The sequence below is a fragment of the Lysinibacillus zambalensis genome (assembly GCF_040183165.1).
Taxonomy (GTDB): domain Bacteria; phylum Bacillota; class Bacilli; order Bacillales_A; family Planococcaceae; genus Lysinibacillus; species Lysinibacillus zambalensis.
The window spans coordinates 85,766-103,526 of sequence record NZ_JBEGDG010000008.1; the positions used below are offsets into that span (position 1 = coordinate 85,766).

The window sequence follows — 17,761 nt, forward strand, 5'->3', positions numbered from 1 at the left end:
TTTCTGTGCGAAAGCGAAGCGACAGCAACAACGTGTTTTGTCTGTGCGAAAGCGAAGCGACAGCAACAACGTGTTTTGTCTGTGCGAAAGCGAAGCGACAGCAACATACATACGACGGAGTGACCTGACATCACTTTGGCCCAAAACCTCTGGCGGACGAAATTTTGCCGTGGCATAATTTTAATTGCAACGGAGCGTTGCCAACTTGATACTATTGGTTTCTTTGCAATCGAAATAAATTTGGTATGGTGATGGTATCAAATATAAAAAGGAGTGATAAAGATGAAAATTAGCAGATCGATTTTAGATTATCGTAAACATAATAATTTAAGCCAAGAACAATTGGCAAATAAAATTGGTGTTACTAGACAAGCAATTTCAAAATGGGAACAAGAGAAAGGTGCTCCGGATATTGAAAATTTAATTTTATTAAGCGATGAAATGAATATTAGTTTAGATAATTTGATTAAAGGTGACATCAATATAAAAAAGCAAATTGTGAATAATGAAAAATCGGTAAAGTTTCATTTTCTAGTAATTTTATTTTTAGTTGCTATTGTAATTTATATAGCGTATTTTGCGCTTGTACATGAAATTTTTATGATTGGATTCTTACTAGCAACACTCTTAATGCTAGGTATTGAACTGTATAATTATACGAAAAATTTTCGAATTAAAAAATAATGATGTTATTTATTTTTCTTTTCTAATGAGTGCAGCAAACTAGCGGTACGAGTTTCACCTTGCAACAAGTAAAAACGTTTTCTCACCAACGTTAAAACAACCTGCTTGATTTATTTGTTAACTGCATTTTCAGAGTTAGCATTCAACAACTTTTATCTCTGTGCGTTCGCATGTTTCTTCTGACGTGAAATGTTAATTCAAAACGAGTGACGAGTAGATTGAAGCCAAGCACGAGGAAAGCGTCAATGCGGAGTGGCCATGTAGATAAATTGAAAGGATGCCAAAATTATTTCAGCATCCTTGTTGATTTTAGTCTTTATTGTCCTTTGGAGGATAATTAAATGGTAGTTGATAAATATATTGTGCTAAATGTGCAATTGGGGCAGCATCTAACAATGAAGGTTCTGCTTCGTTCGCTTTTAAAATATTAATTTCTTTATTCAGTCTTTCCATCTTTCGATCCAGCTCAGCTACTTGAATAGCAGCTTCCTTCAATTCAAAACGGATATGTTCAGGTACTTCCTTGTTGTATTTGTAATAGATTTTATGTTCAAGGCTAGCCCAGAAGTCCATTGCAATGGTACGAATTTGAATTTCGGCATATACCTTCTCCATACGATCAGACATAAAAATAGGGATCTTTATTATAAGATGCAAGCTTTGATAACCATTTCCCTTTGGCGATGCAATATAATCTTTTACCTCTACAACTTCAATATCATTTTGTGCCTGTATCATCGCACTCACTTTATAAATATCTTCTACAAAGGAGCATGTAATTCTGATACCTGCAATATCACGAATGTTATCACGAATCGTTTCAATAGATGGCTCAAGGTTATTTTTCTTCATTTTCAATAATATACTTTTGGGTGATTTTACTCGAGTTGTTAAATGCTCGATCGGATTATATTCATGAATTAGCTGAAATTCTTCTTGTAAAATATTTATTTTCGTTTCTATTTCCTGCAAAGCGAATTTATAGACTAAAAAGAAGCGTGTTAATTCTGTTTGTAAAGTTTTTAGAGTAGTTGCTTCAAGTTCATTTCTCATGGTTCATAAAATCCTTTCTTTTAATAATATGTGCATAATGAAGTAGCAATATTATTTTACATTTTCAATACTAGCTTAACAAAAATAACTACTAAATAGAAATAAGTGCTCTGAATCTATGTATAGTATTCCTATTTCATAAATTTATATTGTAAAATTAAAAAAAGGGGATGTTTAGTCCCCTTAGTTAAACGATAATTTCAATATTTAAAGATTTCGAAAACTTAAGTAACATTTGTTCATCATCAAGCTGATCACAATACCCCGTCTTTTTTGCAATAATCCACCACGTCTGAATATGGTAAATTCCCACCAAAAATTGAAAGAGCGCTACCAATTGTAACGTGAAGTTTACCATTTGATATATTTTCAAACCTCTTTAAGTCATCTAAAGATCGAACACCACCAGCATATGTTGTAGGAATCGTTGTCCAGGTAGCTAAATCATGCACTAAACTTTCCTGCATACCGCCTTTTTTTCCTTCCACATCAACTGCGTGAATAAGTAGTTCATCACAGAAATTTTCGATAAATGCAATAGACTCAGCATTTACTTCAAAATCACTAAACTTTGTCCATTTATCAGTAACAACAAACCATTTTCCATCGCGTATACGGCAGCTTAAGTCGATGACAAGATGTTTTTTACCAATATTTTGTGCTAATTGTTTGAGTCGATCTAAATGGAGCTTACCATCATTGAATATAAATGATGTGACAATAACGTGAGTAGCACCTGCATCGATAAACTTTTTTGCATTTTCTGTCGTAATGCCGCCGCCAACCTGCAATCCTTGAGGATATGCTGCTAATGCTGCTAATGCGGCCTCTTCGTTTCCATCACCTAGCATGATGACGTGACCACCTGTTAATTGATCCTTGGCAAACATTTTTGCATAATAACTAGAGTCATGATTTGAAATAAAGTTCTCGACAACTTCTTGATCTTTATGACCTAGTGTGCTGCCAACAATTTGTTTTACTTTGCCATCGTGTAAATCGATACAAGGTCTAAATTCCATTAGCTTCACAATCCTTCCGTACAATAAGTTCACCTATATCATAGCATGGATAGGTTGATAATAACTGTGAATTGTCAGTTATCGAAATATTCTTTCAGTAAAGCTTTCGGGTGCACTGTTTACTGTACGAAAGCGAAGCGACAGCAATTATTATATCGAGGCATACGTGATTAAAATTTAGTGAATTCTCTTTTTAAACGATTTTTCAAGTTACGGTGTGGTAAAATATAATGATTGAAATGAACGGGAAAGGACGAACCGAAAATGGCAGATAATCTTGATTTATTTGAACTAAATAAATTTTTTATACTCGGACGTCCAATCGTCTCTATCTTCCATAATGCACAAAATATGTACTCGATAATTCGTGTGAAAATTCAAGAGACTAACTTACAGTATGAAGATAAAGAAATAATTGTTGTTGGATATTTTCCACCTTTACAGATGGATGAACAATATCGTTTTACAGGATTATTGAAACAACATCCAAAATATGGTGTTCAATTTCAAATTGAGACATTTACAAAGGAAGTGCCAGCAACTGAGCAAGGAATTATTCATTACTTATCGAGTGATTTGTTTGTTGGAATCGGAAGAAAAACTGCTGAAACAATCGTAGAAAAACTAGGCGCAAATGCGTTACGTCTTATTTTAGAGGATCCAAATGCGCTTGATGCTGTACCTCGTTTATCTGCTGAAAAAAAAGAGGTTATCCATCGGACGATTGAACAAAATCTAGGTTTAGAACGAGTGATGATTCAACTTAATGAATGGGGTTTCGGACCACAGCTCGGCATGAAAATTTACCAAACGTATCGCACAGAGGCAATCGAATTATTAACAGAAAATCCATATCGCTTAATTGAAGATGTAGAAGGTGTAGGTTTCTTTCGTGCCGATGAACTAGGTTCTAAATTAGGAATTACAGGCAATCATCCAGACCGTATAAAGGCGGCGATTCTACATACTCTCAATACTGCAGCATTATCGGATGGGCATGTGTATTTAGATGCAGAAAATGTTTTACCACTTGTAAAAGATATGCTTGAGCAGAGCCAACGAGAGGAAATTCCCTTTGAGACTATTTCTAAAGCTTGCATCGAATTGCGTGAGGAAAGTAAAATCTGTGGGGAAGAAACGAGACTCTATTTGCCATCCCTATATTTCTCGGAAGTAGGTATTGCATCAAAAATAGTAGCTTTAATCGAACGTAACAAGAAGGCTGAACATTTTAGTAAGGATGAAATACGCAAAGCGATTGGTGAAACAGAAGAGCTGCTCAATGTTACATATGCTGAAACACAAGCGAATGCTATTCAACAAGCGCTAAACTCAGCCGTTATGATTTTAACTGGTGGACCAGGTACAGGTAAAACAACAGTTGTTCGGGGAGTAGTAGAAGTGTATGCAAAGCTTCACGGACTATCATTAAACCCGAAGGAATATGCACAAAAAGAAGAGCCTTTTCCGATTATTTTATGTGCTCCAACAGGACGTGCAGCCAAGCGTTTATCGGAATCGACAGAGCTTCCCGCAATGACGATTCATCGATTGCTAGGCTTTACTGGTCAGGAAAAAGAGGAAGAAACCGAGCGTGAGGTTACAGGGAAACTCATTATTGTTGACGAAATGTCGATGGTCGATACTTGGCTCGCGCATCAATTATTAAAATCCTTGCATGAGGATGTACAAGTTGTATTTGTTGGCGATCAAGATCAGCTTCCGCCAGTAGGACCAGGACAGGTGTTAAAGGATTTGTTGGCTTCCGAGCAAATACCTACTGTCGAATTAACAGATGTTTATCGACAGGCCGAGGGCTCAACTATTATTGAACTTGCACACCAAATTAAACGAGGAAATATTACAAATGACCTAACGTTAAAAACGTCTGATCGTTCATTTATTAAAGCCGCATCAGATCAAGTAGCAAGCGTTGTCACTCAAGTTGTGAAAAGTGCAGTTGCGAAAGGTCAAGAAATCAGAAATATCCAAGTGCTTGCACCAATGTACAAAGGTCCAGCAGGAATAGATAATTTAAATAAAATGATTCAGGAGCTCATTAATCCAAACGATACGGGTACTAGAAAAGAGCTCGTCTTTGGGGATGTCACATATCGAATAAAGGATAAAGTCTTACAGCTTGTCAATCAACCTGAAAGTAATGTTTTTAATGGTGATATGGGTGAGGTAATTAGTATTATCAAGGCCAAGGAAACAATTGAGAAACAAGATTTACTTGTTGTATCATTCGACGGTATTGAAGTGACGTATCAACGTAGTGACCTCAATCAATTGACCCTTGCCTACTGTTGTTCTATTCATAAATCCCAAGGATCTGAGTTCCAAACAGTTATTATGCCGGTTGTACGAGGGTATTCTAAAATGCTGCGTCGTAATTTGCTATATACAGGTATTACGCGTGCGAAAAATTTCTTAATTTTATGTGGTGAGCCTGATGTGCTAGCGGATGGCTTACAGCGTACAGATGATTTACAGCGCTTTACATCTCTACGTGCAAGGCTCAATCCAATGGATGTTGCAGAGGAAATTGTAGAAGTAGAAACGAATCCAGTAAACGAAGATTTACAAAATGAAAAACAAGCCATTGATTTCAAGCTAACTGTAGAAACAGAATCATATATCCATCCATTGATTGGCATGGATGGTATCTCACCATATGATTTCTTAGATGAGTAAAATACAAAACCCGATCAATTCTGAATTGATCGGGTTTTGTTGTACGATTAGTGAATACCAACTAAGTGATGTTTTACTACTTCATATGCTTGGCACACATTTTTAAATTGATCTTTTTCTTTGGCAATCAAATCTGAAGCTATAGAAAATAAAAGATTCTCTTCATTATGATCCTCCATTTTGTTCATTAAAGCAGCCTCCATTTGAGCTACGTACGAGAGGATTTGTTTATTCATATATATTCTCCTTTTATTTAAAAGATGTTTTCGTTTTGGTTTCGAAGCTATCTTACACCTGCATAAATAAAAAATCTAGCAATTCTGTACTAGTCAAAGGAGACTTTTTCGTGAATGTGTCGCAAAAATGAACTTGTTTAAAAAGTGCTGATTGAAACCGTTTTTCTCTAAAGTAACTGAAAAATCATGCAATAAAGGCGGATTTTTAACTGTGTTTATATACTGATACAGTTTGTGGAATTTGAGGTCTGATATAATACAGTTTGCTGAGACGGAACCTAAATTAGGAAGTTTCATATACTAAATTAGTATAAAATCATTTGTGACGTTTAGGGGTGACTGCATGCCAGTAATTACAGGACAGCAATATATTGACCGTATTGACGCTTTGCAAACCTACATTTCGATTGATGGGAAGGTTGTCTCAGGGAAAGTGTCGGAGCATCCAGCATTTAAGGGGGTTATGAAGAGTCAGGCAAGGCTTTTTGATTTACAAAATGAAGATGCATTGTTCGAGGAGATGACATATGTTTCGCCATCGAGTAATAACCGTGTAGGTATGTCTTTTCTTCAGGTGATGTCAGTCGAAGATCTCGTGAAAAGACGCAATGCTGCACGACAATGGGCATTATCCAATAATGGCCTTATGGGTAGAAGTCCGGATTATATGAATACGACGTTAATGGCTTTAGCATCCGCTGCGGAGTATTTAAAAGATAAGCCAAATTGTTTCCCTCAGCATTTATTAAAATTTTATGAGTATGCCCGTGAAAACGATTTAACTATGACACATACATTCATCGAGCCACAAGTAAATCGCCGAAAATTTTATTATGAAGATGAAGATGTTATTATAGCTGCTAAAATTGTAGATAAAACGAGTGAAGGGTTAGTAATTAAAGGTGCGAGACTGCTAGCGACACAAGGAGGAATTACAGACGAACTCCTTGTTATATCAACAAATGGCTATGATGAAGGTAAAGGCTTTGCTTTCTCAATACCAAGTAATACAAAAGGATTAAAATTTTTATGTAGGCAATCATTTGTCGGAGGGGAATCGGCTTTTGATTATCCATTAAGTAGTCGTTACGAGGAAATGGATGCAATCGTTGTGTTTGATAATGTTGTAGTGCCGTGGGAACGCGTCTTTTATTATGAGAATGTGGAAGTTGCCAATAGCTTTTTGAACGTAAGTGGTTTTCAAACATATGGTCTACATCAAGTTCTTACACGTCAAATTGTCAAAACAGAATTTGTCTTAGGTGTTGTACAATCAATTGTAAATACGATAAATATCGGCGAATACCAACATGTGCAGCAAAAGGTTGTTGATATTATCGTGGCATTAGAAACGATGAAGGCTTTACTGTTAAAGTCTGAAATAGAAGCAAAAAGAGATGCTTTTGGTTTTCTAAGACCTGACCATGCGACAGTACAAGTAGCCATTCAGATTTTTCCTAAAGTGTATCCGACTTTTACAGAAATTATCCAGTTACTTGGCGCGAGCGGATTAATGTCCATTCCAAGTGAAAAAGCATTTGCGTCGGATGACAGCGACCTTGAGCATTATTTGCAGTCTTTTCAAGATGGTGGAGAGGAGCGCGTTGAAAAATTCCGTTTAGCGTGGGATTTAACGATGAGTAACTTTGGTACTCGACAAACACTGTATGAGCGTTTTTTCTTTGGAGACCCTGTCCGTTTAGCTAGCGCGCTTTATAATTCTTACAATAGGGAAGAATTAGTTAGTCGTGTAGATAATTTTTTAAAAAATAACAATTAATTTTCTAGAAGTCAGAACTAGCAATACTATTTATTTTTCTTATTTGTTTGACAATTACTTTACTTTACACTATGATTTACAGGAACTATAAAATAACTAAATAGCAATCCCTTCGTTAGGTGAGGCTCCTATGCTGGAGATACGCTACTGCCCAAAAATGTCGAGAGACGCCAATGGGTCAACAGAAATCATCGAAATAAGGTGTTTTTTAACGTAGCTGGTGTAATCCCTATGCCGCATAGTGCTAAAACTCAACGTTTGAAGGAAGAAAGCAGAGTAGTGTTTTTAACGATACTGTTCTTTGTTATGTGTATTCAACACGCCTTCATTCGTAGAAGGCGTGTTTTTGTTATTTAAGGAAGGTGATGAGAAATGGATAGTAGCCCTGAACCGAATACGAAAATGTTAAGTAGTAGTAAACAAGTAAGGATTGTCGATTTCTTATCGTCAAAACAAATGGGTATTGATGAGAAATGCTTCTAAAACAAGCTAAATTACAATCAATAACGTCACCTGTTTGTTTCCCTTAAATAATAAAACATGAGGTGAAGAACAATGATTAAAATTAATTATTTTAAAAAAGGAAATAACACAGTACAGCATAATTTTGATATTAAAAAATTTAACCATAACCTTCATACAGAGGATTTGTTATGGGTTGATTTATATGCATACAACTACAATGAATTGAATGATATAGCCGAAATATTTGGTTTCCACCCATTAGCAGTTGAGGATTGTCTTCATGAAGGCTCACGTCCTAAGATGGATAATTACGGAGAATATAAATTTTTCGTTTTTCATGCACCAATTTATAACGAAAAAAGCAGCAATGAAATAACAACAGTAGAATTAAATATTTTTATGGGTCCTAACTATGTTGTAACGGTTCATAAACAGAAACTTAAATGGCTAGGTCACATAGAGAATGTTTGCTTAAACAGTACAAAGTATTTAGATAAGGGTTCCGATTTTCTATTGCATACGATTATCGATGGAATTACGGATGAATATTTCCCGGTTTTAGAAAGAATTAGAGCACGGATAGATGAGCTTGAAGAAGAAATATATGAATATGAACCAAAAGAAGTTACAGAAGAATTCCTTGCATTAAAACGAACTATTATTTTAATTCGACAAGCAATTATGCCGCAAAAAAGAATTTTTTCAAATAGTAATGGTCAGTGGAAATTTGAAATTCGTGAGGGAAATATACCTTTCTATAAAGATTTAAATGACCATCTAGAACGAATTGTAGAATCAACAGAAACTTATAGAGATTTGGTAAATAGTACGCTAGATACGTATTTTTCTATTATAAGTGGTAAATCGATTGAAAAGCTCAATTTATTAACTGTCATCTCGACTATTATGTTGCCTTTATCAGTAATTACAAGCTTTTTTGGAATGAATGTGCCGTTGCCATATCAAGATTCCCCAATAGCAACAATAACAATTAGTGTGTTCCTAGTCATTTTTACTTGGGGAATGTGGGCTTATTTTAAAAAAATGATTGCTTAGTTATGATTAGCAATTATAGTGCCAATTGACAGAAGAACATATTTTTTTTATAATTCTCGTTAGAAAATTGTAAAAAACGATGATGGAATAAGTACGTATTTGTGCGTGTAAAAGAAAGGGATTTCTTGGCTGAAAAAATCCTCACTATAACGAATACCGAAAGCTACTCCAGAGTGCAGTTAATCCCTGCCGTTCACTTACGTTACAAGTGCTAAAGAGGTAAGTATACTTTTACTTACAACTAGGGTGGTACCGCGAGACAAATTACAAGTCCTCGTCCCTTTTTGGGGATGAGGGCTTTTTTATGTTTATTTGCGGATTCATCTCGTAATTTTACAAAACATATAGGGAGGAACTTTTCAAATGAAAGCAGTAGAAATTCGCCGCATGTATCTAGAATTCTTTAAAGAAAAAGGCCATCATCATGAGCCATCAGCACCACTTGTGCCGATCAATGACCCATCATTACTTTGGATTAACTCAGGTGTTGCAACACTTAAACCATATTTCGATGGTCGTATCATTCCTGAAAATCCACGTATTACAAATGCCCAAAAATCAATTCGTACAAACGATATTGAAAACGTAGGTAAAACAGCTCGTCACCATACGTTTTTTGAAATGTTAGGTAACTTCTCAATTGGTGATTACTTTAAAAAAGAAGCTATTCATTATGCTTGGGAGTTCTTAACGGATAAAAAATGGATGGGCTTTGATCCAGAACTTTTATCGATTACGATCCATCCTGAAGATCAAGAAGCGTATGACGTTTGGCATAACGAAATTGGTATTCCGGAAGAGCGCTTAATCCGTCTAGAAGGGAACTTCTGGGATATCGGTGAAGGTCCTTCAGGTCCTAACTCAGAAATTTTTTATGACCGTGGGGAAGAATATGGTTCAGATGAAACTGATCCAGAAATGTATCCAGGTGGTGAAAATGAACGCTATCTAGAAATTTGGAACTTGGTGTTCTCTCAATTCAACCATAATCCTGATGGCACATATACACCACTTCCGAAGCAAAATATTGATACTGGTATGGGGCTAGAGCGTATCGTATCGGTAGTTCAAAATGTTCCAACGAACTTTGATACTGATTTATTCATGCCTATTATTGAAAAAATCGAGCAGTTAGCAAATCGCAAATACAAACGTCCAGGTGAAGTAGCACTAAGTGAAATCTTCGGTTCAGAAGAAGATATCAATACACCATTTAAGGTAATCGCTGACCATATTCGTACAGTGGCGTTTGCTATTGGGGATGGTGCTCTTCCTTCAAATGAAGGTCGTGGATATGTATTACGTCGTTTACTACGTCGTGCTGTGCGCTATGCAAAACAAATTGGTATTGAGAAGCCATTTATGTTTGAATTAGTACCAACTGTTGGTGAAATTATGAATGATTTCTACCCAGAAGTAACGGAAAAATGCGAGTTTATCCAACGTGTTATTAAAAATGAAGAACTTCGCTTCCATGAAACATTAGACGGTGGTCTTGCTATCTTTAACGAAGTGGTAGAAGCTCAAAAAGCAGCAGGCCATGACTATATTCCGGGTGCAGATGCATTCCGTTTATATGATACTTACGGTTTCCCAATTGAATTAACAGAAGAGTATGCGGAAGAAGTAGGCATGAAGGTAGATCATGAAGGCTTTGAGGTAGCAATGGAAGCACAACGTGAACGCGCACGTGCAGCTCGTCAAGATGTGGATTCTATGCAAGTACAAAACGAAGTGCTAGCAAACTTGACGGTTGCAAGTGAATTTGTAGGCTATGATACATTAACGACAAAAACAGAAGTGGCAGCGATCATTGTGAACGGCCAAGTATCAAAAGTAGCATCTGAAGGGCAAGAAGCATTAGTTATTTTAGCTAAAACACCATTCTATGCTGAAATGGGTGGTCAAATTGCAGATAGCGGTGTGATTGCTAATGATAGCTTTACTGCCATTGTTAAAGATGTACAAAAAGCTCCAAATGGTCAGCCGCTTCATACTGTACTTGTAGAATCAGGAGAAATGCATGTTGAAGATGCTGTAAAAGCAGTAGTTAACCGTGATGAACGTAATTTAATTATTAAAAACCATACAGCAACACATATTATGCAACGTGCATTAAAAGATGTACTAGGCGACCATGTTAGCCAAGCTGGGTCATATGTAGGACCAGACCGTTTACGCTTTGATTTCTCTCACTTTGGACAAGTGACAAAAGAGGAATTACAACAAATTGAACGTATTGTAAATGAAAAAGTGTGGGATGATATAGAAGTCGTTATTGAAGAAAAAGGTATCGATGAAGCGAAAGCTATGGGAGCAATGGCACTATTCGGTGAGAAATATGGCGATATCGTTCGCGTTGTATCAATTGGGGATTACTCTATTGAACTTTGCGGTGGTTTACACGTAAAACGCTCTTCTGAAATTGGCTTCTTCAAAATTGTTTCAGAAGGTGGTATCGGTGCAGGTACTCGTCGAATCGAGGCTGTGACAGGTAAAGTTGCTTATGAAGCCGTAAAAGAGGAAGAAGCTTTATTAAACGAAGCGGCAGCATTATTAAAAGCAAATCCAAAAGATCTTGTAACAAAAGTACAAGCGTTGCAAGCTGATTACAAAGATTTACAACGCGAAAATGAAGCATTATCACAAAAAATTGCCAACGCACAAGCAGGAGCTATTGTGGACGCGGCGCAAACTTTTGGGGATGTAACTGTTCTTTCCACTAAAGTTGAAGCGAAGGACAACAATCAACTGCGTCAAATGATGGATGACTTGAAAGCTAAAATGCCTAAGGCTGTTATCGTTCTTGGTGCTGTCGATGGCGAAAAAGTTATGCTATGTGCTGGAGTAACAAAAGATTTAGTTGGTGGCAATTACCATGCCGGAAATATCGTAAAAATGGTAGCAGAAGCATGTGGTGGTAAAGGTGGCGGTCGTCCAGATATGGCGATGGCAGGTGCAAAAGAAGCATCAAAACTTGATGAAGCACTACTTTCTGTGTATGATTATGTTAAATCCATTTAATTAATACGCCAAAACATGTTATAATAAAGAGAAATTGGAGATGAGCTTTTTTTGCACATCTCCTTATTTCTGAAAGCGAGGTGCTGGTCATGAGTTCATTTGATCAAACTATGAAATTTAATTTTCCAGAAGAATCAATGGAACAGGAAGTCAAGCAGGTAATGTTGAAAGTACATTCTTCATTAGAGGAAAAGGGATATAACCCTATCAATCAGATTGTCGGTTATTTACTTTCTGGTGATCCGGCGTATATTCCTCGCCATCAGGATGCTCGTAATTTAATTCGCAAGCTTGAGCGTGACGAAATTCTAGAAGAGCTTGTTAAGTTTTATATTAAAAAGAATAACGAGGACTAGAAATGAGAATTATGGGATTAGACGTTGGGTCAAAAACCGTTGGCGTTGCTGTTAGTGATGCTTTAGGGTGGACGGCCCAAGGTATTGAAACCGTAAAGATTGATGAAGCTAACGGCGAGTTCGGCATTGAGCGAATAGCTGAGCTAGTAAAGGAGTATGCTATAACAGAATTTGTTGTAGGATACCCGAAAAACATGAATAATACGGTTGGACCGCGTGGGGAGGCTTCTGAAAACTATAAAAAGCTTTTAGAAGAAACATTTTCATTACCGGTTAAGCTTTGGGATGAGCGTTTAACAACGATGGCTGCTGAGCGTATGCTAATCGAAGCAGACGTAAGTCGCAAAAAGCGTAAGCAAGTCATTGATAAAATGGCTGCTGTGATGATTTTACAAGGCTATTTGGATAGCAAAAATTAATTGATGAGGTGACAAGCCATGGCACAAGAGCATAACCATGAAGAAGAACTACACGTACAACACATTACAGTAATTGATGAGAACGGAAATGAACAGCTTTGTGAAGTGATTCACGTACATGAATCAGCTGAATTTGGCAAATCATACGTATTTTACTCTATGGTAGGCGCAGAAGAAGATGAGGATGGCTCTGTTGAAATCTTCGTATCTTCATTCGTTCCATCTGAAAATGGTGAAGATGGTGAGTTAACACCAATCGAAACTGAAGCAGAGTGGGATATGGTAGAAGACGTATTAAACGCTTTAGAGGATGAAAACGAAGAATAATCATCATCGTAGTCACTAACTTCTTTCAGTATGCATCTCTCAACTCTATAGGTGGAGAGATGCATACGGCTATAAGTCACTTTTCAGCAAGTGTCCTGAAAGAAGTTAAAGCCTCCGGCGGATGTCACGGAATCGGAAAGGAGTTTTTTGTGCATGCACAAAGCCGATTCCGGACGCAATTATGCCGAGGCATAATTGATAAGTGTGGAACAAGGATGGCAACAAGCACTCCTTGTTCCTTTTTTACTTTTGAAAGAATAAAGCTGGCTCATTACTAAAAGTTGTGGAGGACATTTATATACATGCCCTATATATTGTTCCGAAATGGAAATCAACCACACGTTATGGTAATGAGCCATAAGACTGTTAAGGAGGAAATTAAATGAACGAAGAAACGCAAGAATTTCTGATTATTGGAGAGAATGGCAAAGAGCAAAAATGTCGTGTTGTTTTCACCTTCGATGCAGAAGAAAAATCATATGTATTGTTTTCGTTAATCGACGAAGATGGTAATGAAATTCCTGGTGACATTTCTGCTATGACATTTGATTATGATGATAACAATGGAGAAATGACAAATTTACAGCCTGTTGAAACAGAGGCAGAATGGGAAATGATTAATGAAGTAGTCCTGACACTTCTAGACGAGTTTGAAGAAGGGCCACAGCAATTTACAATTACAGATGAGCATGGGGCAGATCAAGTATGTGAAGTTATTCATACATTTTCATCAGAACAATTTGGCAAATCTTATGTACTTTATGTTCTAGAAACGGACGAGCCAATAGAGGATCGAGATATTTTTGCTTCTCAATACGTATCTGGAAATGACGGAACGATTGAAGATTTATTACCAATTGAAACAGATGAAGAATGGGCATTTGTTGAAGATGTATTAAATGAATTGTAATTAGAGCTCTGAGTAGTGACTTGCTACTCAGAGTTTTTTTATTGAGTAACGATTAACATGGAGCGACGCCTGAGAAGTATTAATAGAAAATTTCTATCTATTATGTAAAACGTTCTATATAAAAATGAAATTTATGTATTTTCGAGCGAATTTATATATTTTTCTAGAGAAAATTAAATTTCTTGTATTTTATTTTGTCTGAATTTTTAAATATCTATAAACAAAACGAGATATCAAACGTTGACCAATCATAAGTAAACAGATAAGATTTGTTTTACATTAAACCAAGTAAGTTTATTTACAAAGGAGGAAATTGAAAATGAGGACAATATGGGGACTGCTAGTCGGTGCACTAGTGATAGGTTTGTTGGTAGGCTGCACAAACAAAGGAGAAGCGAGTAAAGACGAAACAGTCACATCATTAAAGGTAGGGGCAGCCAATGTACCACATGCGGAAGTATTAGAGTATTTAGCAAAGGATCTTGAAAAAGATGGCGTGAAATTAGACATTTCCATTTTAAAAGATGCTGTTCAAACAAATCAGCAAACGGCAGATGGTGAACTAGATTTCAATTACTTTCAACACATTCCGTTTTTAGAACAAACAAATAAAGAAAGCCATTTAGATTTAGTGAGTGTAAAAGGAATTCATATAGAACCATTTGGTGTGTACGCTAAAAAAATCAAAAATATAAATGATTTACCGCAAAACGCAAAGGTTTCCGTTCCAAATGATGTCGTCAATTTTTCTCGGGCTTTACTACTATTTCAGAATAATGGACTAATCGAATTGAATAAAGCAAAGGAAAATGATTTTACAATCGAGGATATTACAAAAAACAAAAAAAATATTCAATTTATCGGTGTTGATTCTCAGTTATTAGCTCGTTCACTAGATGATGTAGACGCTTCGGCAATTAATACGAACTACGCCTTAGAAGGGGGCTATAACCCTGTGGAAGATGCACTTATTATCGAAGGACCCGAATCGCCATATGTCAATATTATTGCGACGACAAAAGAAAAGCAAAATGATCCAGCAATTCAAACAGTCGTTAAATGGCTGACGAGCGAAAAGGCGCGTACTTTTTTTGAAGATCAGTATAAAGGGGCTGTCGTTCCAGCATTTTAAGTCGGGCGTATCAAAAATAAATGAAATGCTAAGGAGGTAGACGTGAAATGATTGAATTTATCGAAACGACAAAGGAATTTCAGGTAGGAACAACCGTTGTAACAGCATTAAATCATATTAATTTAACGATTCAAAAGGGTGATGTTTTTGGTGTTATCGGCTTTAGCGGTGCTGGCAAAAGTACATTAATACGGACAGTGAACTTACTGGAGGAACCAACGTCTGGTCGCGTTCTTGTGAATGGCAAAGAGCTGACAACATTAAGTAAAAAGCAGCTTCGCGAGGAAAAGAAAAACATTGGTATGATTTTTCAACACTTCAATCTTCTCCGTTCTAAAACCGTCTTTGAAAATGTAGCGATGCCATTAGTATTAAGTGGCATAAAAAAATCGAAAATTGAAGATCAAGTAAGTGAAGTTTTGGCATTTGTCGGTTTACAGGACAAAGCCGAGCGTTTTATCGATGAACTGTCAGGTGGACAAAAGCAGAGAGTGGGCATTGCTCGTGCACTTGTCACAAAGCCAACTATTTTATTATGTGATGAGGCGACTTCCGCTCTTGATCCACAAACGACTAAATCTATATTGGAGTTACTCAAGCGAGTTAATATTGAGTACGGCATTACCATTTTAATGATTACACATGAAATGGAAGTCATAAGGGATATTTGCAATCGTGTAGCTGTTATGGAAAATGGAAAAGTTATCGAAACAGGCAATGTACTTGAAGTTTTTTCTTCACCGCAAGAGGAGACAACTAAAAACTTTGTACAATCGGTAGTTCGAGATGAAATTCCACAATCTGTCTACGAGCAACTTAAAACGATAGATCATTCTAAAAAAATTTATAACCTGAAATTTATAGGTGTAGACGTTGGGCAACCAGTTGTCTCTCAAGTAGCAAAAAAGTTTGATGTTGATGTAAATGTATTGTTTGGCAATATTACAGAGCTACAAGGGATTCCCTTTGGTAATTTAATCGTTGAACTAGTTGGCGTAGACAAAGAAATAGAAAAGGCACATCAATTTATTCGAACGAAAGATATTCAAATAGAGGAGGTTATTGCACATGAAGGTGAGCTCACAAATCATTATCGACGCAGTGTTAGACACGCTGTACATGGTTAGTATTTCGTTATTTTTTGGTGCGATTTTAGGCTTTATTTTAGGGATTACTTTAGTTGTGACGAGAAAAGGGCATATTCTTGAAAATACAATAATTTTCTCAATCATCAATCCCATCGTTAATACTTTGCGCTCCATTCCGTTCATTATTTTGCTTGTTGCTATCATTCCATTTACACGCTTGCTCGTTGGAACAGCAATAGGTACGACAGCTGCCATTGTGCCACTCGTGTTGCATATCGGTCCATATATATCAAGATTAATAGAAAATTCATTATTGGAAGTGGATGAAGGCATTATTGAAGCAGCCAAGGCAATGGGTGCATCTCCACTTCAAATTATTCAAAAGTTTTTACTACCTGAAGCTTTCCCCTCTTTAATATTAAGTGTTACGACGGCAACAATTGGGCTTATTGGGGCGACTGCAATGGCAGGGGCAGTTGGAGGAGGTGGCCTTGGTGATGTAGCCATTACTTACGGCTATCAACGCTTTGACAATGTCACGATTTTAGTCACAGTGGTGATTCTAGTAGTACTCGTACAAATCATTCAAAGTATTGGAAATAGTCTTGAACGAAAATTACGCAGAGTGTCATAAAGGAGAATTGATATGAGGAAACTAAATTATTTTTTCGGTTTAATAGCATTACTATTCCTACTAGTTGCTTGTGCAAAAGCAGATGAAAAAGATGCTGTGAAGGTTGGAATCCGCAGCTCGGAATTGAAAACATGGGAGTATATAAAAAAACAGGCTGCTAAGGAAGATATAAATCTCGATTTAGTGACATTCTCAGCACAATATGACCCGAACCAAGCATTGGCGGAGGGGGAGGTTGATATAAATGCATTTCAGCATATCGCTTACTTAAATTTATTTAATACGAGTAACGATACAGATTTACAGGCAATTGGCACAACGATCATGGCTCCGATAGGCTTATATTCTAACAAATATAAATCCTTGGATGATATGAAAGAGGGCGCCAAAATTGCTGTACCAAATGATCCTTCAAACTGGGGTAGAGCGTTATTGCTGTTACAGGAGAATGGATTACTGACGGTTACGGATAATTTTGATGGCAATGGTGGAGAGGATCGGATTAAAGATAATCCGAAAAAATTAAACATTTTACCAGTAGATGGTGCGACGACACCGAGGGTTATGGAGGATGCCGATTTTGCAATCATTAATAATGGGGTTGCTGTCGAAGCAGGACTGCTATTGAAAGATGCAATCATTCATGAAAATGAAACGGCGAAACCTTTTATTAATGTCATTGTGGCAAGACCTGAAGAAAAGGACAATGAGACATTGAAAAAAATTATTGGCATTTATCAGCGTGAAGAGACGGCTAAATTCATTAAAGATATTTCCAATGGGAATTATATTCCTGTGAAAATGCCTTTAGATGAATTAGCTACATGGAAGGAATTTTACCTTCATTGACCAACACTATATTGACCAAATGTCTTTGT

Annotated in this window: 16 protein-coding genes, 1 riboswitch and 1 other annotated feature; of the genes, 13 read left to right on the forward strand and 3 right to left on the reverse strand. The window is 36.6% G+C overall.

Features of this window, described 5'->3' with window-relative positions; translation table 11 throughout:
- The first annotated feature begins 282 nt into the window (after nt 1–282).
- Nucleotides 283–684, forward strand: coding sequence for a helix-turn-helix domain-containing protein (locus tag ABNX05_RS12475; protein WP_349660047.1), 402 nt, complete (start codon nt 283–285; stop codon nt 682–684).
- A 309-nt stretch (nt 685–993) separates the two neighbouring features.
- On the opposite strand, the gene ABNX05_RS12480 is transcribed toward ABNX05_RS12475, so the two are convergent.
- Nucleotides 994–1,737: a GTP pyrophosphokinase gene (locus tag ABNX05_RS12480; protein ID WP_349660048.1), complete on the reverse strand. Its 744-nt coding sequence runs from the start codon at nt 1,735–1,737 to the stop codon at nt 994–996.
- Nucleotides 1,738–1,991: 254 nt separating this feature from the next.
- Entirely contained in the window at nt 1,992–2,759 is a 768-nt protein-coding gene (hisA, locus tag ABNX05_RS12485) for a phosphoribosylformimino-5-aminoimidazole carboxamide ribotide isomerase (RefSeq protein WP_349660049.1), read from the reverse strand.
- A 264-nt stretch (nt 2,760–3,023) separates the two neighbouring features.
- On the opposite strand from hisA, the gene recD2 reads away from it, so the two are divergent.
- Nucleotides 3,024–5,456: an SF1B family DNA helicase RecD2 gene (recD2, locus tag ABNX05_RS12490; protein WP_349660050.1), complete on the forward strand. Its 2,433-nt coding sequence runs from the start codon at nt 3,024–3,026 to the stop codon at nt 5,454–5,456.
- Nucleotides 5,457–5,503: 47 nt separating this feature from the next.
- On the opposite strand, the gene ABNX05_RS12495 is transcribed toward recD2, so the two are convergent.
- Nucleotides 5,504–5,692, reverse strand: a complete 189-nt coding sequence (locus tag ABNX05_RS12495; protein WP_079562842.1) for a hypothetical protein — start codon at nt 5,690–5,692, stop codon at nt 5,504–5,506.
- Between the two features lie 343 nt (nt 5,693–6,035).
- Between ABNX05_RS12495 and hpaB the strand changes: the two genes are divergently transcribed.
- The 11 genes from hpaB (at nt 6,036) to ABNX05_RS12550 (ending at nt 17,732) form a co-directional block, all read left to right on the forward strand.
- On the forward strand, nt 6,036–7,472 hold the full coding sequence (gene hpaB, locus ABNX05_RS12500; RefSeq protein ID WP_349660051.1) for a 4-hydroxyphenylacetate 3-monooxygenase, oxygenase component: 1,437 nt from the start codon (nt 6,036–6,038) through the stop codon (nt 7,470–7,472).
- Between the two features lie 104 nt (nt 7,473–7,576).
- Nucleotides 7,577–7,742, forward strand: a riboswitch (M-box (ykoK) riboswitch).
- A 285-nt stretch (nt 7,743–8,027) separates the two neighbouring features.
- Complete coding sequence (locus tag ABNX05_RS12505) at nt 8,028–8,993, forward strand: magnesium transporter CorA family protein (RefSeq protein ID WP_349660052.1); 966 nt, start codon at nt 8,028–8,030, stop codon at nt 8,991–8,993.
- Between the two features lie 70 nt (nt 8,994–9,063).
- Nucleotides 9,064–9,278, forward strand: a binding site (T-box leader).
- A gap of 78 nt (nt 9,279–9,356) precedes the next feature.
- A complete protein-coding gene (gene alaS, locus ABNX05_RS12510; protein WP_349660053.1) occupies nt 9,357–12,017 on the forward strand; it encodes an alanine--tRNA ligase in 2,661 nt (886 codons plus the stop codon).
- 89 nt (nt 12,018–12,106) lie between these two features.
- Nucleotides 12,107–12,373, forward strand: coding sequence for an IreB family regulatory phosphoprotein (locus tag ABNX05_RS12515; RefSeq protein WP_004226839.1), 267 nt, complete (start codon nt 12,107–12,109; stop codon nt 12,371–12,373).
- A 2-nt stretch (nt 12,374–12,375) separates the two neighbouring features.
- Nucleotides 12,376–12,792, forward strand: coding sequence for a Holliday junction resolvase RuvX (gene ruvX, locus ABNX05_RS12520; protein WP_197145001.1), 417 nt, complete (start codon nt 12,376–12,378; stop codon nt 12,790–12,792).
- 18 nt (nt 12,793–12,810) lie between these two features.
- A complete protein-coding gene (locus ABNX05_RS12525) occupies nt 12,811–13,119 on the forward strand; it encodes a DUF1292 domain-containing protein (RefSeq protein ID WP_049667728.1) in 309 nt (102 codons plus the stop codon).
- Nucleotides 13,120–13,501: 382 nt separating this feature from the next.
- Nucleotides 13,502–14,029: a DUF1292 domain-containing protein gene (locus ABNX05_RS12530; RefSeq protein ID WP_349660054.1), complete on the forward strand. Its 528-nt coding sequence runs from the start codon at nt 13,502–13,504 to the stop codon at nt 14,027–14,029.
- Between the two features lie 319 nt (nt 14,030–14,348).
- A complete protein-coding gene (locus tag ABNX05_RS12535; RefSeq protein ID WP_349660055.1) occupies nt 14,349–15,161 on the forward strand; it encodes a MetQ/NlpA family ABC transporter substrate-binding protein in 813 nt (270 codons plus the stop codon).
- Nucleotides 15,162–15,208: 47 nt separating this feature from the next.
- Nucleotides 15,209–16,288, forward strand: coding sequence for a methionine ABC transporter ATP-binding protein (locus ABNX05_RS12540; RefSeq protein ID WP_349660056.1), 1,080 nt, complete (start codon nt 15,209–15,211; stop codon nt 16,286–16,288).
- Nucleotides 16,230–16,883 (forward strand): methionine ABC transporter permease, encoded by a 654-nt coding sequence (locus ABNX05_RS12545; protein ID WP_197144998.1) that lies wholly within the window; start codon nt 16,230–16,232, stop codon nt 16,881–16,883. Before ABNX05_RS12540 ends, ABNX05_RS12545 begins: the two co-directional genes overlap by 59 nt.
- Nucleotides 16,884–16,895: 12 nt before the next feature.
- Nucleotides 16,896–17,732 carry a MetQ/NlpA family ABC transporter substrate-binding protein gene (locus ABNX05_RS12550; protein ID WP_349660057.1) on the forward strand — a complete coding sequence of 279 codons (837 nt, stop codon included), beginning with the start codon at nt 16,896–16,898 and terminating at the stop codon, nt 17,730–17,732.
- The last annotated feature ends 29 nt before the right edge of the window (nt 17,733–17,761 follow it).